Genomic DNA, 22,521 nt, shown 5'->3' with positions numbered 1-22,521 from the left:
TAATTAAGAGAGAGTTTATGTAATAGAGATTTATTCAATTTCCGTAGCTTTATTGATGCGGTAGATCAACAGGTCATAATGAGAACGATCTGCCTCAGGAGCCGTCGAAATTGCTTTCTTGAGCATGTCTTTCGTACGCATCAACAAGTCAAAATAGTAAGCAGCTATTTTTGTCTGGTTGGTATAGATCGGCGGAATTGAAGAAAAGCCTGCTACTTCTTCTGCATTTTGCAATGAATACATCTTCATATCCACCTTTCCGCCATTTCTCAAAGCAGCCAGATTGATCTCCGGTTTGCCGGTAGCCGCAAATCCTGTTTTTGAGGCTTTGAAACTACCAATAGGCGCAGTTGCTGTCGATGTTGAAATAATACTTTCCAGAAACGCTGTCTGTAGTGCTCTCTCGAAATTCTCCAACGGACGATGCTTCAAGACACCTTCCCAAACAATTCCATAGATATCATCCAGATATTCCGAAGCAGTATATGCTGCATCCGGGAAGCGTTCTGTACAAACCTCGACATAAGGCAGACGTCCGAAAATACCATTAAAGATATCCAAACGTAAACGGTCAGCCTTCTTATCTGAAATTTCAAATTCATTCAAATGAGCGGTATCGTCCACCCAATCCAGATTCTTTGCCAGTTCCAATGCTTTACTCAAAGCTGCTTTCTGTTTCTCACGATCTACCATTGAGTAACTTGGTATCGCATCCTTCTCGCGAATATCATTCAAGTAAATACCGCCAATATAACTCAGTATTGCATAAATACGCCCGCTCAGTCTTTCACTAAGGGCAGAGTGTACACGTCTGCGCATTAAAAAATCGCGGTCTTCCTTGGCAAACCAACTATAATAGTTTTCAAATCCTTTGCGAACATTAGGAAGCATATAGTCGAATGATTTCAAATGGTCATCTCCCAGACTTCCGCGACTATTACGAGGATCAGAATCAAAACGTGACTGATTACGTATATAAGCATAATATGGGTCTCCCGTATGTTCACGAATCCAGCTATCCAATGTCTCTTTTTCTTCCTGTAATGAAGAAGCATAGATAGGCTGATATAAATATTTAATCACCAGTTCGTCATATGGACCAGGCTTTGTATTAACCAGACACACTCCATTACGAACATCCTCCTCCGTAGCTACGTCATTAATGATTACGCCTCCCATAACAGAAGAAGCGAGACCATACTTTTGAGTAAAGCTTGCCGAACGCAACGAATCCACCGGATAAGCACAGGAAGCTCCCCAGTTCATTGTTAGTCCCAGTCCGGTTCCTACAGCCTGAGCAATAGCAGCCTGAATCAACTCACCCTGTATCTCCTGCGGGAAAACAGTAGTACGCACACGAGGATCAATAGCAACAGTGGCCCCTATACGGTCAGCATACTGAACACTGATCATATTTGCATTAATCAGAATAGACGCATTCAATATTTCACCGGTACGTGTATCTGAGTGTATCGTTGTCTGTGCCGAATTCAGCCAAGAAGCCGAATAACGTATTGTCATACAGTCAAAGCTGTTTGCATTGAACAATGTGTCATTCTTCGGGAATTCTTTCACACAAATAACATCTTTAAAGCCGATCTTCTCAAATGCCTTATTCCATGATTCCGCACCAGCCTTGATATACGGATTCCATTTGACAGGCATCAGACTGTCGATATAGAACACCAGTTGTTTGACTGGCCGAACCAGCTCGCCACGGCGATAGGCAGCAGAGTCGGAAGGCTCGATACGCCAACGTTTTGCATAGCGTATACTCTTCACTTCCTGAGTTGCCCCTGAATAATCACTTTTCAATTGTGTAGTCAATCCCAAACGTGAGTCAGCCAGGCGAGGAGTCATCGGCTCCTCGGGCAGAATACAAAGCATTTTAGTGACGACCGCTGTCAACGGTACGTCTTTGTACATATTGTATGCTCCCATCAGCGTATGGTCGACAGTATATGACAACTCTTCACGTACACTTATATGATTTTCTGAAGCCGATACACCCAAAATAGCAGATTTATCCGATTGCAGAGAATGATCGCGCGACACGAATCCATAGTATCCGTTAGCCGATGTCGAAGGGAAAGGTTTGGTAAAAGCAGATCCCTCCAAAAATAATCCCTTCATATCTACCACAAGTGCAGAACTATCCGGAGTGCAAGCCAATACCTTAAAGCTTTTGAAAATACCCGGATTATGCGCATTGTCCAACGCACGTGCGATATAAGCATCACCACTGGTATTTACCGGCTTACTCAATAAAGGCATACGTGCCACAAGAGTTGAATCGATCATCTCAAAACGGAAACGTACATCGGTACCCCCTAACTGTCCGGGAGCTCCTTCACCACCGTCACTCGTATTTTCAATAGAAGAAGCAAACAGCATCTCACGGCCTAACATGGCAACCGGGAACTCCACATACACTTTCCCTTCCACCTTATGAATAGTCATCAGCCCGTGTGCTGTCTGAACTTTCTTATTCTTGAACAGCTTCTGATATGGTGTCAGATTTTCCTTCTTATCTTCTTTTTTCTTCTTTTTAAAAGGCCAGAAAGCATTTCCTTCCTGTGGCAGGCAACATGCAAAAAGAAGCAATAAACAAAGTATCTTACTATATCTATTTCTCATACTTCCTATCATTTTAATGCCTGGTCAATTTTGTACAACAATAAGCGGTAGTGGCGTTGTGTATCAGCCGAACCGGTAGAAGCACTTGCTGCAACCAGACTACGAACCTTCTTCAACTCACCGTAGTATATATGTTCCATCGGTTCGATCGGTGCTTTCAGATCTACATCATCATCAAATCCACTGATTTCCTCCAAACGGGCAGCCTGCATCTCACAAGGCTTGTTATTAAAACATCCCATAAATTCCTCCGAGATGATTCCGAAACGTTCGCGCGAAGCAGTTTTCAGCCATTCGGGCACTTCAATGTGAGCATACATATCTGCGATACCTTTACGGGTAGCATTCTTTGCAACCCCTGCAACCGAACCTTCAATCAGCTTCGTCAGATAATTCATCTGCAAACGCATTTCTGTTTCTGTCAAGGTTCTTCCGGCGCGGGTAGGAGCCCATACAAAACGTTCTATATCGGCAAGATATTCTTTCTGAGTATAAGGAGCTGATGTCGCCTTACCCGAACAGATAGCCACCGCACCACAACGAGACAAGATACCATCAATAATTGCATCTTCCATCTGCATGGCCACAGAAGTACGGATAGGGAATTCTTTCAGTGTTTCGCGTGCATCCAGCCACGAAAGGTCCTTCAGTTCATTCAATAAGAAATTCAGAGCCTTTTTTTGTTGTTGCTTCGATACAGTTTTAAAACTTGGGCGCTGATCACCGTCATAGCGTTCGTTCAGATAAATACCACCGATATCTCCCAAAACGAAAGTCAAATAACGTACGTAAGCATATACAATTTCGTCATAAACAGCCGTGCGGAACTCAAAATCCTTATCCTTATCCGCTACCCAATCATTGATATGCTTTAGCAGATATTGCAAGTTGCGACGTCCATATTCAGAAGCTTTCACCGGGTCATCTCCCAAGTCTTCCTCTACTGAACTTGGGTCAAAACGACGTCTGAATTGTTGTTTACCATAGCGATATTTAACATCTCCAGACTTCTCACTGATCCATTTATCCAAAATAGGAATTTCTTCCTCTGCCGTTTTAGCCTCAAAAATCGGGGTGTACAGCCAGGCAATAGCATAGTAATCATACGCTCCCAGTTCCGGAGGAGTCAAACGCACGCCTCTCTCTTTATCACCCGGTTGAGCAATATAATTGTTACGGGCATAGTCCATAATAGAGTAGGTCGTACCAAACTCCTGAGTAAACTTCGGATCGCGCAAAGATTCCACAGGGATAGAAGAAGAACCTGCCATATTGTGCATCAATGACAATGTATGTCCTACCTCATGCGAGAGCACATAAGCGATACAATCTCCCAGCAAGTCTTCACGCAAAACAACATCACGTACTTCCTCATCAGCAGGGGCAGTCTGCAAGAAGCGCCAGTACTGAACCAACTGCACAATATTGTGGAATACCGTAACAGATGCATTAATGATTTCTCCGGAACGCGGATCTATCCAAGAAGGTCCCATCGCATTGGCCACCGTAGACGGAGCATAACGTATACAGGAATATTTGATATTCTCCGGATCGAAGTTCGGATCATCTTTCGGGAAATCTTTTGCAATGATGGCATTCTTAAAACCGATCTTCTCAAATGCTTTCTGCCATACTTCAACTCCTTTATGAATATATTTATTCCAACTCAACGGAAAAGTATCATCAATGTAGAAAACAATAGGTTTCTTTGGTTCTACCAGTTCGCCACGGAGATAGGCTGCCGAATCCGATGGCTCCAGATTCCATCTGTGAGCAATGTGACGAGTACGCAACCCACGACCTTCGGAAGCAAATTCTACTACAGAGTGTTCAAAAATACCAATACGTGGATCAGCATAACGGGGACGCATCGGTTGTTCAGGCAACAGAATGAAGCTACGATTCATAACCGCAGTAAACGGCATTTTCTTCACTGCATAATTTCCCTTCATACCCACGCTGATTTTGTAGGTCAGTAAAGAACGTATACTCACATTATCCTCAAAGCCTTTGACTCCCTGAATAAATGAGCTTTCCTTCTCAAAATCCTTACTAATATCGGCTCCCATCATCTCCATCATTGAATATGGTGAGAACGGAGAAAGATTCTTCTTGTCACTCAGCAGATAGTCTGTCATGTCAAATACCACTGCCGTGCTATCGTTATTATATGCTTTGATCTCGAATGTTTCAGCGATTGCCGGCATAGTACTGCTTACCAAGCGCTTCTTGATTTCACGATCTTCAGAGAACTGACCTGCCTGTACACGACGCAATGTAATAGTTGAGTCGCGTTGCACAAAACGAATCAGAAAAGGATCACCTGACTTCTCTCCTACACAGCCGAACTGGTTATCGGTCGTTTCCACGATAGTAGAACCAAGTAGAATATCCCGATTCATCACCTTAATCGGCAACTCAAAGTAGATTTTATTGTCCAACTTGTGAAGAGTAATGAAACCTTTAGCCGTGGTGACTTTCTTGTCTTTAAACAGTTTGTCGTACTTGGTTTCCTTCTTCTCTTTCTTTGTAGTCGCTTCAGTAGAAGCTTTCTTCTTGTTTTTCTTCTTAGCCACAGCGGGGGTAATCAACGCCCCGCATAGTGCAACCAGAAGAAGTAAATACAGTTTTTTCAAGGTTTTATCATTTTTAAGTTTATTGCCAATCGAAATTATCATCCCATCCATTGCCTGTATTAGGCTTATAACGTACCTGTACAATACGTCCTAAATCTTTTTCGTGATATAGAACAAATTTCCCATCAACTTCCGTTACTTGAATTGTTTGTCCCTTATTTATCACGTATTTATCAATAGTATATTCATCAGAAGTGTTGTAAGTATATCCTTTCATAATATAGGCATCTCCGCTCTCCAAACCAACAATGATATATTGATTATTGTAGAACTGTGTATCAACAGAAGTAATCGAAGAGTTAAATGTAGCACACTTAAATAACATATTTTCTTTCAGATAATACAGATATAGGGCATTCCCTTTACTAATAAAAAGGTATTGCCATGTATCTTGATAACGGAACAATGAGAAACTATTCTTTGAAGTACCATCAATTATCTGTCCCAACTCAGCAGGTGCTTCCACCTGCGACACATACGTTGTAGCCAAACTAGTTACTGTAGTACTACCGGAAAAGTCTCTTACCGCAAACTTCTGGATATAGAATTTATGAGACTGCTTATGCTCTATTACTGCAAAATACATCATCTTACCATAATCATAAGAGTCCGATTCACACGCTCCTACATAATGTACTGTATAATCTTTCATATTATCTAAACGAGCATATGTATGATGATTTGTGTATGTCGTTTCATCTACATTCAATGTTAGTATTTTGCCCGAATTAAAAGTTCCATTAGAGCTAAGCTTATCTGTTACGTGTAAATATTGACTTGAATTTTTATCATACAATAGTAATCCTCCATGGCCTGAAAATGGAGCATAAGCAATCATACGACCATCAACTTTCACTTTACCTTCCGCATCCGATGTTAGTGGAGTATTAATAAAACGGCTCGTATTAAAAAGAAGATTACTCTCTTTTACACGTGTATAAATTGTACCATCCTCGCCGACGGCCATCGTCAGACACTGCAAATCAATCACTGCTTCCGGTACTAAATCTTGTGGATAACCCTCCAAGAACATTTGCGATAATACTCCTTCACGCTGATAACTACTGCCTGATACATCTACAGCTCCTTGCCCACCTTTTTGCGCTATCCATAGCCAACTTATACCTGGATCCTCACCATCCCATTGCTCTACCCAATGAGGATATATCGAAACAGGCTGACTACCTAACGGTTCTTTATTTATCATTTGATAAATATCACGAGTAACTACAGGTTTAAGTACTCCCTCTTCTGTTTGGAATTTCATAAATGTCAACATACTATTACCATCCTTTTCAGAAAGAATAACCCAGCCATCTTTCACATATGGAGAACTAATTGAGATTGTCGTTGAACCAAAATAAGATACTCCAGTGGACTTATCCAATACTGCCAATCGCAGATCTTTATTTTTGGCTATCGTATCCGCCACCCATTCCAAATCTTTAGAGTGAGCTATCACATGCCCGTCATAGCTCCATTCATAAGCTAAGTTCTGACTTTCGCGTCCCAAAGCAAAAGTTAGTTCCGGTTTTGAGATAACCTTATCTCCCAAGGAATAATAAGAGGTTTCTGTTGAAACAGAGACTTCTATATCATTCATTTCTTTATAATCATAATTCCCTTTATCATCATAGCAAGATGCCATACCTAAAAGGAATACAACGATAAATATTATTTTCATATTCATATTCAAGTAGTCTATTTATTAATTAATAGGCACAGTCATTGGAAATTCTTTACCATCAGCATCCACATCCATCACATTATTCTGTGCAATATAGCGTTTAAATGTCAATGAATAAGCTCTCTTCTCAGCCGTATTTAATGCCCCGAAATTAGTTACTCCTGTACACTTCACAAATTCTTCATATTTTTTTCTAGAGTACGTACCTAAATATACTCTTGTGACCTGAGTAGTCCACCACTCTGGTTTACTTACCACATTATTAAATACAATTTTTATTTTTTCATATTCCTGCATTGTTCCTTGGAAATATTCATTCGGAACCAGTTTCAGACACAATTTTACATTCTCCTTCAAATCATCCGTCTTCACCAAAGTAACTTCTAGCGTATCATTAGACAATCCTGCTCCAAATTTTGGATTAATTGGTAAACGAAAATTCTTTGAAGCCGCATTTGGGGTAGGATCTTCTTTTTCATTCTCCTCTACCACTACTACACTATATGGAGTATCTTCGTTGAGAGGCTTACCAATCAAACTCATACCAATCTTTACCGTTATTTCTTCGCTCGTCGGATAATTATTGAATGACACCTCCATATATCCATTCTCTTTATCGTAATCATTTGTCGTATTTATCAATTGACTAAAATAAAGATACTGTTCTCCCTGATAGGGTTTTATTTCATCCTCTGAACACGCCCAAAGACAAAGAGAGATTAAAGCAAATAATATATTTTTTTTCATCGTTTCTTCTTTTGATTAGCAATATTAAATGTCTTCATTATTCGGTTTGTCAAATACAAAAACTACATTATCTTTCGGTTTCTGATCCAAACGTTTATACTGAAAGAACATCTGTCCTTCACCTACAAACTCACGACGCATTTCTTTTATCAAATGTGTATGAAAGACTTCCAGAGAACCAATACTTGATGCTAGATTAGTAGTACTAATACCTCTCGCATAACGTACTTTATCTAACATCTCACCTGCTTTAGAGAACTCATCTTTATAAGCAAAATATTCACCCATAATATAATACATCTCGCTCAAGCGTATAGCCGGAATCATGTCTGTACCGGAAGTACCTTCTTTTATATCATATTTAAAGGAATACTTAATATCTCCTCCATCCCAGTCCCCAAACAAATCAAGATTACGATCGTCAGCACCAGCTTCATCACCAAAAAGATTTGTAGTATTTACAACTAATACCACATCATTCCCTTTAGTCATATACGGAAGATAATCTTCATAGCAAGTAGACTTAAAGAAAGTCATAATTATACTATTATAATCTTTCCGATTAGTGGTCAAGCTATTAGAGAAGTTAAAACAAGAAGCTGTAGACGTGCTTCCTGTTGAATAAGTGGCATCTACTACTTCTTTTGCTTCTTTGTAAGCATTACCATATTCGCCAGCCCAACAATAAACACGAGCTAACATCGCTGTTACCGCATAATAATTCATACGATATCCACGATACGCAAAAAATACATCCTTAGCCAGTTCTCCACTAGTGCCACTATTAACAGCCAACATACGATTTTCGGTGGACATCCAATGTTTGTTTTCTTTAATAGTATCACACTTTGCCAACAAGTCCTTTGCCGCTTTTAAATCATTAACTATTTTTCTCAAAATCTCCTTATTGTTTTCATAAGAAGGAACAATAGTAGGATATACATCAACATAAGGTATATAGGCTTTGCCATCGTCTTTAAGCATAGAAGGAGCAAACATCCGAAGCATATCGAAATGGATTAACGCACGCAATCCCAATGCCTCTCCCCATATCATATTCTTCTCCAACTCGTCTTCTGCAAACACAGAAGGAGATGCTTCACTTACATTAGCAATCAAGTTATTACAGTTAGCTATATTATTATAACCAACAGACCAAATGCTGGAAATAATACTTTTTACATCTGAATCATCGAATTTATAATTAGCAGCTTTATAATAGGACGAGGTACTTTTCATATAGCTACTTCCCGACTGATAATATTGTGCTATTACATCCATAAACCCCCATGAAATACTCTTACCATACATTGAGGAGGTTCCCAAATTCAAATAAATACCATTCAAAGCGTTACGATAACCATCACCAACTTCGAAAAGTTTATCGCCATTAACTTGATTACTTGGTGCTACATCCAGCCAATCACTACAACTTGTTGTAAACAAGCTAGCTGTCAGTAATATCATTGCATATACTTTCTTCATATTATTCATCTACTCTAAGTATTGTTTATTAAAAACTCATCTTTACCGAAGCTGCAAAAGAACGAGAATACGGATAGTCCAAACCACGCTCGGCACGTACAGTAGAAACACGGAATAAATCATTACCCGACAATTCTACACGTAATAAGCCAATACGTGCTTTTTTCAACCATTCTGCATTAAAGTCATAACCTACCGTCAGAGAATTAAATGTTAAGACATTGTAATCCTGAATAAAACGGCTTGTAGGACGAGTTACTGCAACCACTCCATCTGTTTGCAAACGTCCGTAAGGAGTACAATCTCCAGGATTCTGCCAACGTCCTGTTAATACTCGACGATCCACATTGCTACTTTGTATATATGCATTCTCAACCTTACTTACCAATGTTGAATTGTACCGTTGTCCTCCAAGCTCATACATAAATGTTGAATATACGGAGAATTGCTTCCAACGCATATTAAAACCAAAGGTACCTTGAAGTTTCGGCTCTTCATTTCCAATTACAACTTGATCAGCTGCATTCCAATCGTAAGTAATCGTTCCATCAGGACGAACAAAGATTTCTCTACCGTCTGCCGGATTGATACCTAACGACTTTACACCAAAAATAGACGTTAAGGACCCACCCTCTACATACTGTAAATAAGTAGCACTATATTCGGCTTTACCTTTATTAATACCGGAATTATAATCAGCATATTTCTCTTGTACCCTCTTATTATACTCTTTCAGGCTATCAGAAATCTTGGTTATCTCATTCTTATTATGAGCCATATTGACAAAGGCTGCCACATACCAATCCTTTGAATTCAGGATAGTGCTTCGCAACTGAATTTCGACACCTTTATTCATTACTTCACCGATATTGTCTTTGTATGAGGTAAACCCTGTAGAACTAGGTAAAGTCACACTGTTCACCAGATCTACTGTTTTCTTACGATAATAAGAAAAGTTCATCTGAAGTAAACCTTTGAACATGTCAACATCCAACCCCAAATCCATATTATGCGTCTTCTCCCATCCCAATGAACTGTTCCCCAATGCCATCAGTGTTGCACCTAAACCTGTTTTAAACCAATTGTCTGTGATTACTTGATAAATTGTCTGTGCTTCGTAGGGAGAAAAATCCACCTTACCAGTGATACCATATGTTCCACGAATCTTAAAGCGCTCCATCCATTCAAATTGTTTCATAAACTTATAATTATGCAGATTCAATCCGAGACCACCCGAAAAGAATGGGGCAAATCGTTGATCGGAACCAAATTCCGAGTTTCCGTCAAAACGAAGAGAAACGTCAGCCAAATAAATATTATCGAACGAATAATTGAATGTTCCTAATGCACCGAACAAACGGCTTTTACTATCTGAGTTTACTGGTAATGTAGGTACTTTGTTCGCATACCCCGGAGAAGATAACTCCCCAGAAGGAAAGCCTTTATAAGCTATACCGAAACTATCGCCAGTACTTGAAGTAGCATTAATCCCAATCAAGAAGTTCAAATTGTTCTTCTTAATATTTCGGTTATATGATAAAGTAGCCGTAGCGTCCCAACTTAAGCTATTGGCGGTAGCAACATCCAACTGTCCAGAAATCACATTGTTAGCATTTAGCGGTTCAGAATTCTTTTTTGAACGAGGATCTAAAAATTGGCGTGAATCTGAATTTGACTTCGTAACACTAAATTGTCCTTTCAGTAACCAATAGTTATCTATATTCCACAATAATTCAGTATTATTAATCAGTTCCCATGATTTGCTACGATCATAACTTTTCAACGTAGCTTCATATAATGGATTCTCTTCTGTTCCTCCAGTCCATGAGGTAGTGGTTTCCAAATAATTCCCATTCTCATCTAAATACTCATCATATGGCAACTTTGAAGTATAATCAGAAAAGCTTCCATAAGGAGATTCTTCAGATTTAGTATAAGTATAAGAAAAATAGTTTTTTACCTGAAAAGCACCGAAACGGTAAGATAAAGATAACCCGCCCGACATACGATCACGATAAGAACCTTTCATTACGCCATCTCCTGAATTGTAAGAAAAGTCAGCTCCCCAACGCAGGTCATCCGTTCCTCCATCTAGATACAAACTATGTTTATGATTGAATACAGTACGAAGCGGTTTCGATAACCAATAGGTATCTACTCCACGAACTACATTATTCAACTTTCTATTATAGATTTGATCCAATCGATTTTGCTCACTTGCACCGGCTTCCGGCTTAGCTTTAAACATACCTGCCGCAACCTCTGTTTCAAGCTTTTCCCGCGCATTCATCATATTATAATCGGTCAGATCAGGATATTCCAATGTTCCAGTAAAGTTATAATCGATATTGACTTTACCAGCTTTCGGAGTTACCGTTGTAATAATAACTACACCATTAGCTGCACGAGAACCATACATAGCCGTAGCAGCAGCATCTTTCAAGATAGTAATGCTCTCAATACGGCTAGGATCCATATCATACAACTTCTGCACACTAATCTCAAAACCATCCATGATAAAAGTCGGAAGATTAGGATTGTTCTTCAATGATGTTTTAGAAAGGCTTTGCGCATCCAACTGAGTAGTTCCAATACCGGAACGTCCACGGATATATAACTCCGGAACATTATTCGGATTCGAACCTGCTAAATTATTTTCAGCAATACGAAAAGAAGGGTCGAACGTTTGCAAAGCTCCTAATACATTTGTTTTGGAAACCGACATCAACTGATCTGCCGTAACCGTCACAGAAGTACCCGTAAAGCTATTTTTGCTGATCTTTACATAACCGGTTACCACCACCTCTTCCAATTGCTTTGAATCGGGTTTCAACTTAAAGGTATGCACTTTATCAAGATTGAGCTTGCCAGTATGTATTTCCAAAGTTTGCATGCCTACAAAGGAAAGACGAATTGTTACATCTCCTTCAGGAAGTCCTAAAGAAAAAGCACCGTCTGCATCAGTCATTGTTCCGATATTTCTTTCTTTTCCCAGTATCAAAACCGTAACTCCCGGTAGTTCGCCACCCTGTTCATCCACCACTTTACCTTCCAACGTACGTGTCTTCTGATCTTTCTTCTTGATGACCACAATACCATCTTTGGTAGCATAAGTGAAACCTTTAGGTGAAAGAACGCGGTCCAGCAATTCCTTCCAAGGCTCGTTGGTAGCTTTTACAGTCACCGGTTCAACTCCTTTAAACATCTGAGAGTTATAAAGCATGTTGATTCCAGCTTTCTGTTTTACCGTGTTTAAAAATGTTTCCATCGGCACATCCTTCAAATCAAGTGTCACTTTCTTCTCATCAGGTGGAAGTGCCCATGCACTGAGAACCATACTCAATGCAAAAAGACATAGCATAAAGACTCTTCTTTTTTTCATAATTTTTAAATCAAAACTCAATATTACTCATTCTCATATATCAATATATTTCTTCCGTTTATTCTATAGTAGATATCGCCGGTTAGTTCTAATGCATTCAGGAAAGTATTGATCGTGCCATATCGCTGCAAGTCACCACTATAAGTCAGGTCGCGCAGAGACTCCTTCTCATAATAGACATGAACATCATACCAGCGCTCGAAGGTTTTCATGATATCGCCCAGCCGTTTGTTGTTGAAAACATATACACCTTGTGCCCAGCCGATATATTCATTGACATCCACCACCCGCTTTTCAATGCCACGGGAAGAGGCGACTGCCTGTTCACCCGGCGCCAGCGTAATTGTATTCTGATCGGGTGTCGAGAAATTTACTTTCCCATATACAAGAGTGGTATAGCATGCATCCGCATCATTATAAGCATTAATATTAAATGCCGTACCAAGTACCGTTACTTCTCCGAAACGAGTCCGGACCACAAACGGATGTTCCTCATCCTTTCTCACATCAAAATAGGCTTCACCTTCCAGTGTCACAATTCGGCGCTTTCCGACAAAACGGACCGGATAAAGCAATTTAGAACCGGCATTCAAATGAACAGTGGTTCCATCAGCAAGAAGGACAGTATTCTCCCCTCCCCGTGGTATAACCAGTTCATTTGACTTCACCGGACTTTCATCGACGTTTTCTTCTTCGTGTTGTTGTGTTGTAACGGTCGGTCGATATGACAGCACCCCTTTATTGTATTTCACCTGGACGCCGTCTACTATTACATTTATATCTTTCTTTTGTACATCAATAGTGCTTCCATCGGGCAAAGTCAACACTGCCTGTTTGCTACCCGGCTTGATTTGCGCGATACGTGTCTGGGACTCCTCCACTGCCTGATAATGATTCACGGCATAAAAAGAAATTCCTACTGCCAGTACTACCACTGCTGCGGCAGCATACCACCATGTCCGGATACGACGAATCTTTCCACCGGACGAATTCTCTTTTTGTTGAATTTGTTGAAGGAAATGCTCGTAAGCCTTTTCCGATGAATATTCTTTATACTTATTAAAAGCATCTTTTAATTCCTCACTATCCTGCAATTTCTCATACACGGCTTTCAGTTCCGGATGCATAGATAAACGTTGTTCCAACACCTGCTGCTCTTTGTCGCTTGCATCTCCCAAAAGAGCCTTTTTTATCAAAGAGGCATCTTGATATGTGTTTTCTAACTTTTTCATAATTTTATCTATTTCTAATGAGGATTTTATCTTTGCTTTACTATAATTATACATAACGTCCATAAATGGGTGACAAAAAGATGATTATTTTTTATGAGACACTCTCCGTACGAAAACGGAAAAGAATGAAAAACTATCATTATGACATTATTCAGCAACAAAAACGACATATTTAACAAATCATTTCCTTTTCAGAATCAAAATTCAGCCATCAATAAATGACAATTAGGCATCTTAAAAAATATTTGTTTTTTTCCGTTACCGCTATTAAAATGATGTATTTTTTAGCTTTTATCAAGGAGTTTGAAACTCATATTTTATCATCATCCGTCACTTTCGGACTTAGCTGATTGATATACAATGCAATAAGACACAGACATGGAACGAACACATATAGCTTACTAAAAATGCTAACCAAGCTTTGTTTACCTGTTAAACATACCGGCTCATCCACTTAAATAAGCCACATCACAGTCACTTCACCCCTACAAAAGCAAGGATGCACAGCCCGGTTTTTAATAAAAGATAAGAGTAAGAAGTACAGAATAACTGGAATTTGCCAGCTTCTCGCGTAAGAATTTATAGCTACGGCTTTTCTGAGTTTTAACCGTATTGATGCTAACTCCCAGCCGGGATGCGATTTCGTCCCACGAATGTCCTTCAATTCTCAGCAGGATGATACGGCGTTGTTCGGCAGGAAGCTCCTCGATATAGAAATAAAGTTGTCGGATAGCTTCTTCTTTCACAGTCAAAGCATACAGCATTTCCTCGTCTTCAAAATCTTCTTCCTGAGGCAAACCATTCAATATAGAATCATGAATCTGATGGTTGCGGATATACAACAGTGCATTATTATAGCAGGCACGATAAAGATAATTAGTCAGCTCACGGGAGTCGGAAAAAGTACGCTTACCTTCCCACACGGATATAAACACCTCCTGAACCAGATCTTCTACGGCATCGGTAAGGAACAGGATTTTCTCGACATATGAGCACAAGGCCGCATAATAGCGATTATAAAAGTCCCTCCAGATTCCCTTATCTTTCTGGTTGACACCTGCTACTATCAAATCATCTTTATCGCTCATACGGCAACAAGATTAATCAAACAATAAAAGACTCTCTTCAAATTACTGCAAAAACTGGTTATAATAGATATGACTTACAAATATATCTGTTTTTTCAGTATGTAAGTTCACCCCTCATATAAAAAAATAGAATAAAGGGGCATAAAATAAAAAAAGAGCGAATAACTCCGCCCCACCTAAAGAATCCCCCATAAATGGGATTCTTTTTTCTGCATCTCAATTTACCTGTTACCTGAAAACTACTTTTTTCTAATACCTAATCAAAACAATCTTTTTCCTAAAAACTAATCTTAAAATCTAATACCTTAATTTTATAAACTAATACTACTCTTTTGTTATTACCTTTTTCTAATACCTAAAAATCTTAGTAGTTTCACAACTACACTGCAAAGGTAGAGGTGTTTTGGAAAACAACAAGAATTCTTATGCTAAAAAACATGTTTTACCTTATTTTTTTGATTTATGTCAAGAGAAAGAGTGGAGGTTGGGTATAAAACATACATCCGAATGTTGATTTGATACAAATTCTGTCCAAACGCTCCGTTCGTCTTCTATTTCATCACACGGCCGCGCACTTTTTCAAGTGACAAAAAGTAAGCCTAGAATGTCGAAAAAGAGCATTTACATCTCTTTTTGAAAGGAATCGAAGCCTTGACACAAAAGAAAAGAAGCCAGAAACGTTACATCTTGCATATTTCCAATCCAAAATTACGGCGTTTTTTTGCGCCCGCCCCGCCTCCTCCTCGAAATTTCGGAAGCAAAAACCGGCAGAAGATACAACTCTCGCAACTTTTCCGTAACTTTGCAGCGTTTGATAATAAATAAGGTAGAATGGATTTTAAGTACGATGTAATTGTAATTGGTGCCGGACATGCTGGTTGTGAAGCGGCAGCCGCCGCTGCGAATTTAGGTTCCAAAACTTGTCTGATCACAATGGACATGAACAAGATCGGACAGATGAGTTGCAATCCGGCAGTAGGAGGAATCGCCAAAGGACAAATAGTACGCGAAATAGACGCACTGGGCGGACAGATGGGATTGGTGACGGATGAAACTGCTATCCAGTTCCGAATCCTGAACCGCTCGAAAGGTCCCGCCATGTGGAGTCCCCGCGCTCAATGCGACCGTGCCAAGTTTATCTGGTCATGGCGTGAGAAACTGGAAAATACTCCCAACCTTCATATCTGGCAGGATACCGTCTGTGAATTGCTCGTTGAAAACGGTGAAGTAGTCGGACTCGTCACTCTTTGGGGTGTCACATTCAAAGCGAAATGTATCGTACTGACCGCAGGAACATTCTTGAACGGACTCATGCACGTAGGCCGCCACCAATTGCCCGGCGGAAGAATGGCAGAACCCGCATCTTACCAGCTGACAGAATCCATCGCCCGACATGGCATTGCCTACGGAAGGATGAAGACCGGCACACCGGTACGAATCGACGCACGCAGCATCCACTTCGATCTGATGGATACACAAGACGGAGAATGCGACTTCCACAAGTTCTCATTCATGAATACCAGTACGCGCCATTTGAAGCAACTGCAATGCTGGACCTGCTATACCAACGAAGAAGTGCACCGGATTCTGCGCGAAGGGCTGCCGGATTCTCCCCTGTTCAACGGACAGATTCAAAGTATCGGTCCGCGCTATTGCCCCAGCATCGAAACCAAGATTGTCACCTTCCCCGACAAAGAGCAGCACCAACTGTTCCTCGAACCCGAAGGTGAAACAACACAGGAATTATACCTGAACGGATTTTCTTCTTCTCTTCCGATGGATATTCAGATCGCCGCACTGAAAAAAGTACCGGCATTCAAGGATATCGTCATCTATCGTCCCGGATATGCGATTGAGTACGATTACTTCGACCCCACCCAATTAAAACATTCGCTGGAATCGAAGATTATCAAAAACCTGTTCTTTGCCGGGCAAGTGAACGGAACAACCGGTTACGAAGAAGCGGGAGGACAAGGACTGATCGCCGGAATCAACGCACACATCAACTGTCACGGTGGTGAAGCCTTCACACTGGCTCGCGACGAAGCATATATCGGTGTATTGATAGACGACCTGGTGACCAAAGGAGTAGACGAACCATACCGTATGTTTACTTCACGTGCCGAATACCGTATTCTTCTCCGCATGGACGACGCCGACATGAGACTGACCGAAAGAGCATATCACCTCGGACTGGCAAGGGAGGATCGCTACCAATTAATGAAGACCAAGAAGGAGGCATTAGAGCAGATAGTAAATTTCGCAAAGAACTATTCGATGAAACCGGCATTAATTAATGATGCCCTCGAAAAGTTGGGAACAACTCCCCTTCGTCAAGGCTGTAAGCTGATCGAAATTCTCAATCGTCCGCAAATCACGATTGAGAATATCGCGGAACATGTCCCCGCCTTCCAAAGAGAATTAGAAAAAGCAACCGCTGCAGACTCCGACCGTAAAGAAGAGATTCTGGAAGCGGCAGAAATACTGATCAAGTATCAAGGCTATATTGACAGAGAGCGAATGATAGCAGAAAAGCTGGCACGCCTGGAAAGCATCAAGATCAAAGGCAAATTTGATTATGCTTCCATCCAGTCGCTATCTACGGAAGCTCGTCAGAAGCTAGTGAAGATTGATCCGGAAACGATTGCTCAAGCGAGCCGGATCCCGGGAGTATCACCAAGCGACATCAACGTATTGCTGGTACTTTCCGGCCGATAAGCGGCAACGTTTCACGTGAAACAAATCATTTAAAGAAACGAGATAAACCAATGATTATGAGCAAAGAAACGCTAATTAAAAGCATCCGGGAAATTCCCGATTTTCCGTTCCCCGGAATCCTTTTCTACGATGTCACCACCCTGTTTAAAGACCCTTGGTGCTTGCAAGAATTATCGAACATCATGTTCGAAATGTACAAGGATAAAGGTATCACCAAAGTAGTAGGTATAGAATCCAGAGGATTCATCATGGGGCCTATCCTGGCTACCCGACTGAACGCAGGTTTTATTCCTATCCGCAAGCCGGGCAAACTTCCCGCAGAGGTGATCGAAGAAAGCTACGACAAAGAATATGGCACGGACACTGTGCAGATTCATAAGGACGCACTCGATGAAAACGACGTAGTTTTACTACACGACGACCTGCTGGCAACGGGAGGAACTATGAAAGCAGCCTGCGAACTGGTGAAGAAACTGAAGCCTAAAAAGGTATATGTAAACTTCATTATCGAATTGAAAGACCTGAATGGCAAATCCGTATTCGGAGATGACGTAGAAGTAGAATCCGTATTGACTTTATAAACAAATTGCTTATATTTGCAGGGCGTAGAGAATCTACGCCCTTTTTTATTTCCCGCTATTTCATCTATAACGATTATGAATACAGAACCGGAAGCCAAAACGAATGAATATCTGAGAGGTATTGTAGCCAACCTGCCCGAAAAGCCGGGAGTCTATCAGTATCTGAACACAGAAGGGACTATTATATACGTTGGAAAGGCTAAAAACCTAAAAAAAAGGGTATATTCTTACTTCAGCAAAGAGCATGAACCCGGCAAGACACGAGTATTGGTCAGCAAGATTGCCGATATCCGTTACATCGTTGTTAACACCGAAGAAGATGCATTATTGCTGGAAAACAATCTGATCAAGAAATATAAGCCCCGCTACAATGTATTGCTGAAGGACGACAAGACCTACCCTTCCATCTGCGTGCAGAATGAATACTTTCCACGCATTTTCAGGACTCGAAAGATTATCAAAAACGGTTCTTCTTATTATGGTCCCTACAGCCACCTTCCTTCGATGTATGCGGTGCTCGACCTGATCAAGCATCTATACCCGTTGCGTACCTGCAATCTGAACCTTTCTCCGGAGAACATACGGGCGGGAAAGTTCAAGGTTTGTCTGGAGTATCACATCAAGAAGTGCGCCGGACCATGCGTTGGACTGCAATCGCACGAGGATTATCTGAAGAACATCGATGAAATCAAAGAGATTTTGAAAGGAAATACGCAGGATATTAGCCGTATGCTGGTAGAAAAGATGCAGGAACTGGCCAATGAAATGAAGTTTGAAGAGGCTCAGAAGATTAAGGAGAAGTATCTGCTGATAGAGAATTACCGGTCTAAATCGGAGGTAGTAAGTTCTGTCCTGCACAATATCGACGTCTTTTCCATCGAAGAAGACGATTCAAATTCGGCTTTCGTCAACTATCTGCACATCACCAATGGCGCCATCAATCAGGCATTCACCTTTGAGTACAAGAAGAAGCTAAATGAATCGAAAGAAGAGTTACTGACGCTAGGCATTATTGAAATGCGGGAGCGCTACAAGAGCCATTCACGGGAGATTATTGTTCCTTTCGAACTTGATCTGGAGTTGAATAATGTCGTTTTCACCGTTCCTCAAAGGGGAGATAAGAAAAAACTGCTCGATCTTTCTATCCTAAATGTGAAGCAATATAAGGCCGACCGATTGAAACAAGCCGAGAAACTGAACCCGGAGCAGCGCAGTATGCGTCTGCTGAAAGAAATACAAAACGAACTGCATTTAGACAAGCCACCTTTGCAGATTGAATGTTTCGATAACTCGAATATACAAGGATCGGATGCCGTGGCTGCCTGCGTAGTATTCAAAAAGGCGAAACCATCGAAGAAAGATTACCGTAAATACAATATTAAGACGGTCGTGGGACCGGATGATTACGCTTCCATGAAAGAGGTGGTCAGACGACGTTATCAGCGCGCCATTGAAGAAAATTCTCCCCTTCCCGACCTGATTATTACCGATGGTGGTAAAGGACAAATGGAAGTCGTCAGAGAAGTAATCGAGGATGAACTGCATCTGAATATTCCGATTGCCGGTTTGGCTAAGGATAATAAGCATCGCACGTCAGAGCTACTTTTCGGGTTTCCCGCACAGACGATTGGGATCAAACAACAAAGTTCTTTATTCCGTCTGCTGACGCAGATTCAGGATGAAGTACACCGTTTTGCGATTACTTTCCACCGCGACAAGCGCAGCAAGCGACAGGTCGCATCGGCTCTGGATAGCATTAAAGGGATTGGAGAAAAGACAAAAACAGCCCTATTGAAGGAGTTTAAAAGCGTAAAACGAATCAAAGAGGCATCCCTTGAAGAAATCGCAAAGGTCATAGGAGAAGTGAAGGCTCAGACTGTAAAAAAAGGGTTAAGCAACGAATAGGCTCACTTCTATGTGGCTATACGCTAAATTGTTAGTCCATATAAATCAAGTATCAGTATCATATGGGGCAAGCGTTAGTTTCCTCGGAGGAAACGCCAGTTCCCTTTAAAAGGAACGGTCGTTTCCATTAAAAGGAACGGCCGTTCCCTCGCCGGGAAACGACAGTTTCCATTAAAAGAAATCATAGGAAACTATATACCATTGATTTCTAACCATATAGAATACTACCGGTAATGTTATAGAGTTTATGTTCATGTCTATACGGTTCTAAGGCAAACTCAATCAAGTTATGAGGCAAATACATCTGTCGTCCTAATAGATATGCTTCCGCACAACAGACAGACACGCTTCCGAATGACAGCTACGGTTAATACTTAATACCTAATACTTATCTCCTATAATATTTCCTTCCAATCCATCGTTTTTTCTTCTTAATTTCGTAAATTTGCCTTTCGTAACATTCAATAGAATAGAGAAAATATCAATGAGAATAGTTGTACAACGAGTAAGCCACGCATCAGTAACCATCGAAGGACAGTGCAAGTCTTCCATTGGAAAAGGGATGCTGATATTAGTCGGCATTGAAGAATCCGACGGACAGGAAGATATAGACTGGCTCTGCAAAAAGATAGTAAATCTGCGTATTTTTGACGATGAAAACGGAGTAATGAACAAGTCCATCCTGGAAGACGGAGGCGAAATTCTGGTTATCAGTCAGTTTACATTGCACGCTTCTACCAAGAAGGGCAACCGTCCGTCATACATCAAAGCCGCCAAGCCGGAGATATCTGTCCCACTCTACGAACGGTTCTGCAAAGACCTGAGCAGGGCGCTGGGAAAAGAAATCGGCACAGGAACTTTCGGAGCGGACATGAAAGTTGAACTTTTAAATGACGGTCCTGTTACTATATGTATGGACACCAAAAATAAAGAGTAAAACCTTGATGAGAAAGCCGGGAAAGCTCTTCGAAGAGCGATAAACAGGCTCCAAACATCAAACTAATCATCATAAACCAACAGTAATTATGACCCTGGAAGAAGCCCAAAAAGAAGTAGACAAATGGATAAAGACATACGGTGTCCGCTACTTCAGCGAATTGACAAATATGGCCGTACTGACTGAAGAAGTCGGAGAATTAGCCCGTGTCATGGCCCGCAAATACGGCGACCAGTCTTTCAAAGAAGGCGAGAAAGACAACCTTGACGAAGAAATAGCAGACATCTTATGGGTGCTCCTGTGTATCGCCAACCAGACAGGCGTAGACATCACCAAAGCCTTCAGGGAAAGCCTGGAAAAGAAAACGAAACGAGATAATAAAAGACATATCAATAACCCAAAACTGAACGATCATGGAAGAGAATAGCTCACAATCCAACAAGTATGATGCCGCATTGGCAAAGTATAACACCAATCTGAGCGATGCAGACATACAGGCTCGGGTGGCTGACCTGATTGAAAAGAAAGTGCCGGAAAACAATACGGAAGAAGTCAAGAAACTCCTGTTCAACTGCATCGACCTGACCACGCTGAACAGCACGGACAGCGATGAAAGCGTGATGCATTTCACCGAAAAAGTGAATGAGTTCGACAATGAGTTCCCCGATATGAAGAACGTCGCTGCCATCTGCGTATACCCCAATTTCGCGGATATTGTAAAGAATACACTGCAAGTAGATGACATCAATATCGCTTGTGTTTCGGGCGGATTCCCTTCTTCTCAGACTTTCATCGAAGTGAAAGTAGCGGAAACGGCACTGGCTATCGCTGACGGTGCGGACGAAATAGATATTGTTATCTCTATCGGTAAATTCCTGAGCGGTGACTACGAAACAATGTGCGAAGAAATTCAGGAATTAAAAGAAGTCTGCAAGGAACGCCACCTCAAGGTAATCCTCGAGACAGGTGCTTTGAAAACCGCCTCCAACATCAAGAAAGCCTCTATCCTATCCATGTATTCGGGTGCAGATTTCATCAAGACATCGACCGGAAAGCAACAGCCTGCCGCTACCCCGGAAGCCGCTTATGTGATGTGCGAAGCTATCAAGGAGTACTATCAAAAAACAAACAACAAGATCGGCTTCAAACCGGCAGGAGGCATCAACACCGTCCATGATGCAATCATTTATTACACTATTGTGAAGGAAATATTAGGCGAAGAATGGCTGAACAACCGATTGTTCCGTCTGGGTACCAGTCGTTTGGCCAATTTGCTTCTCTCCGATATCAAGGGCGAAGAGATCAAATTCTTCTAAGGAATTACATTAGCAATCAAGTATGCCGTACCGCGCTTCACCTTCCGTTCCTATGGAAGGAAGCGCGGTATTTTTTATATAATAAAAACTAAAGATACTTATGGACAAAACCATTATTTTCATTATCTTTGTCATAGATGTAGCTATGCTAACATAGTTAATCATCTGTA

General features: G+C 41.0%; 14 protein-coding genes. 6 read left to right on the top strand and 8 right to left on the bottom strand.

The features are described from left to right. Positions 1-30: 30 nt before the first annotated feature. The 8 genes from NBH01_RS02540 to NBH01_RS02505 form a co-directional block, all read right to left on the bottom strand. Positions 31-2,637 carry a zinc-dependent metalloprotease gene (locus NBH01_RS02540; protein ID WP_055300103.1) on the bottom strand — a complete coding sequence of 869 codons (2,607 nt, stop codon included), beginning with the start codon at positions 2,635-2,637 and terminating at the stop codon, positions 31-33. 8 nt (positions 2,638-2,645) lie between these two features. Continuing rightward, the gene (locus NBH01_RS02535) at positions 2,646-5,324 is read right to left on the bottom strand and encodes a zinc-dependent metalloprotease (RefSeq protein ID WP_225678798.1); all 2,679 of its coding nucleotides are present in this window, start codon (positions 5,322-5,324) and stop codon (positions 2,646-2,648) included. Next, positions 5,293-6,963: a PKD-like family lipoprotein gene (locus NBH01_RS02530; protein ID WP_225678797.1), complete on the bottom strand. Its 1,671-nt coding sequence runs from the start codon at positions 6,961-6,963 to the stop codon at positions 5,293-5,295. Before NBH01_RS02530 ends, NBH01_RS02535 begins: the two co-directional genes overlap by 32 nt. 18 nt (positions 6,964-6,981) lie before the next feature. After that, the gene (locus tag NBH01_RS02525) at positions 6,982-7,707 is read right to left on the bottom strand and encodes a DUF4843 domain-containing protein (protein ID WP_008767496.1); all 726 of its coding nucleotides are present in this window, start codon (positions 7,705-7,707) and stop codon (positions 6,982-6,984) included. A 24-nt stretch (positions 7,708-7,731) separates the two neighbouring features. Beyond that, entirely contained in the window at positions 7,732-9,201 is a 1,470-nt protein-coding gene (locus NBH01_RS02520) for a RagB/SusD family nutrient uptake outer membrane protein (protein ID WP_008767495.1), read from the bottom strand. A 19-nt stretch (positions 9,202-9,220) separates the two neighbouring features. Beyond that, positions 9,221-12,553, bottom strand: a complete 3,333-nt coding sequence (locus NBH01_RS02515) for a SusC/RagA family TonB-linked outer membrane protein (protein WP_008767494.1) — start codon at positions 12,551-12,553, stop codon at positions 9,221-9,223. A gap of 44 nt (positions 12,554-12,597) precedes the next feature. Next, a complete protein-coding gene (locus NBH01_RS02510; protein WP_032841398.1) occupies positions 12,598-13,806 on the bottom strand; it encodes a FecR family protein in 1,209 nt (402 codons plus the stop codon). A gap of 515 nt (positions 13,807-14,321) precedes the next feature. After that, the gene (locus tag NBH01_RS02505) at positions 14,322-14,894 is read right to left on the bottom strand and encodes an RNA polymerase sigma-70 factor (protein ID WP_008762876.1); all 573 of its coding nucleotides are present in this window, start codon (positions 14,892-14,894) and stop codon (positions 14,322-14,324) included. A gap of 831 nt (positions 14,895-15,725) precedes the next feature. Between NBH01_RS02505 and mnmG the strand changes: the two genes are divergently transcribed. The 6 genes from mnmG to deoC all read left to right on the top strand — a co-directional run bounded on the left by mnmG (position 15,726) and on the right by deoC (position 22,351). Next, positions 15,726-17,612 (top strand): tRNA uridine-5-carboxymethylaminomethyl(34) synthesis enzyme MnmG, encoded by a 1,887-nt coding sequence (gene mnmG, locus NBH01_RS02500; RefSeq protein WP_008762875.1) that lies wholly within the window; start codon positions 15,726-15,728, stop codon positions 17,610-17,612. A gap of 50 nt (positions 17,613-17,662) precedes the next feature. After that, positions 17,663-18,193, top strand: coding sequence for an adenine phosphoribosyltransferase (locus NBH01_RS02495; RefSeq protein WP_225678796.1), 531 nt, complete (start codon positions 17,663-17,665; stop codon positions 18,191-18,193). 75 nt (positions 18,194-18,268) lie between these two features. Further along, positions 18,269-20,098: an excinuclease ABC subunit UvrC gene (uvrC, locus tag NBH01_RS02490; RefSeq protein ID WP_011108727.1), complete on the top strand. Its 1,830-nt coding sequence runs from the start codon at positions 18,269-18,271 to the stop codon at positions 20,096-20,098. 484 nt (positions 20,099-20,582) lie between these two features. Then, positions 20,583-21,035 (top strand): D-aminoacyl-tRNA deacylase, encoded by a 453-nt coding sequence (gene dtd, locus NBH01_RS02485; RefSeq protein ID WP_016269223.1) that lies wholly within the window; start codon positions 20,583-20,585, stop codon positions 21,033-21,035. 88 nt (positions 21,036-21,123) lie between these two features. After that, complete coding sequence (locus tag NBH01_RS02480; RefSeq protein ID WP_008762871.1) at positions 21,124-21,462, top strand: nucleotide pyrophosphohydrolase; 339 nt, start codon at positions 21,124-21,126, stop codon at positions 21,460-21,462. Further along, entirely contained in the window at positions 21,449-22,351 is a 903-nt protein-coding gene (gene deoC, locus NBH01_RS02475) for a deoxyribose-phosphate aldolase (RefSeq protein ID WP_048697580.1), read from the top strand. The genes NBH01_RS02480 and deoC overlap by 14 nt, the downstream gene beginning before the upstream one ends. The last annotated feature ends 170 nt before the right edge of the window (positions 22,352-22,521 follow it).

Source organism: Bacteroides sp. B1-V-101 (assembly GCF_023656585.1).
GTDB classification, from domain to species: domain Bacteria; phylum Bacteroidota; class Bacteroidia; order Bacteroidales; family Bacteroidaceae; genus Bacteroides; species Bacteroides thetaiotaomicron.
Note: the sequence above shows the minus strand (reverse complement) of the source record. Positions and strands in the feature narration are given on the sequence as shown.

Bases quoted from the DNA above. Each gene is read 5' to 3' on its own strand.
- mnmG (WP_008762875.1), top strand. From the start codon at position 15,726: ATGGATTTTAAGTACGATGTAATTGTAATTGGTGCCGGACATGCTGGT.
- uvrC (WP_011108727.1), top strand. From the start codon at position 18,269: ATGAATACAGAACCGGAAGCCAAAACGAATGAATATCTGAGAGGTATT.
- NBH01_RS02540 (WP_055300103.1), bottom strand. From the start codon at position 2,637: ATGAGAAATAGATATAGTAAGATACTTTGTTTATTGCTTCTTTTTGCA.
- deoC (WP_048697580.1), top strand. From the start codon at position 21,449: ATGGAAGAGAATAGCTCACAATCCAACAAGTATGATGCCGCATTGGCA.
- NBH01_RS02510 (WP_032841398.1), bottom strand. From the start codon at position 13,806: ATGAAAAAGTTAGAAAACACATATCAAGATGCCTCTTTGATAAAAAAG.
- NBH01_RS02515 (WP_008767494.1), bottom strand. From the start codon at position 12,553: ATGCTATGTCTTTTTGCATTGAGTATGGTTCTCAGTGCATGGGCACTT.
- NBH01_RS02525 (WP_008767496.1), bottom strand. From the start codon at position 7,707: ATGAAAAAAAATATATTATTTGCTTTAATCTCTCTTTGTCTTTGGGCG.
- NBH01_RS02505 (WP_008762876.1), bottom strand. From the start codon at position 14,894: ATGAGCGATAAAGATGATTTGATAGTAGCAGGTGTCAACCAGAAAGAT.
- NBH01_RS02520 (WP_008767495.1), bottom strand. From the start codon at position 9,201: ATGAATAATATGAAGAAAGTATATGCAATGATATTACTGACAGCTAGC.
- dtd (WP_016269223.1), top strand. From the start codon at position 20,583: ATGAGAATAGTTGTACAACGAGTAAGCCACGCATCAGTAACCATCGAA.
- NBH01_RS02495 (WP_225678796.1), top strand. From the start codon at position 17,663: ATGATTATGAGCAAAGAAACGCTAATTAAAAGCATCCGGGAAATTCCC.
- NBH01_RS02535 (WP_225678798.1), bottom strand. From the start codon at position 5,324: ATGGATGGGATGATAATTTCGATTGGCAATAAACTTAAAAATGATAAA.
- NBH01_RS02480 (WP_008762871.1), top strand. From the start codon at position 21,124: ATGACCCTGGAAGAAGCCCAAAAAGAAGTAGACAAATGGATAAAGACA.
- NBH01_RS02530 (WP_225678797.1), bottom strand. From the start codon at position 6,963: ATGAATATGAAAATAATATTTATCGTTGTATTCCTTTTAGGTATGGCA.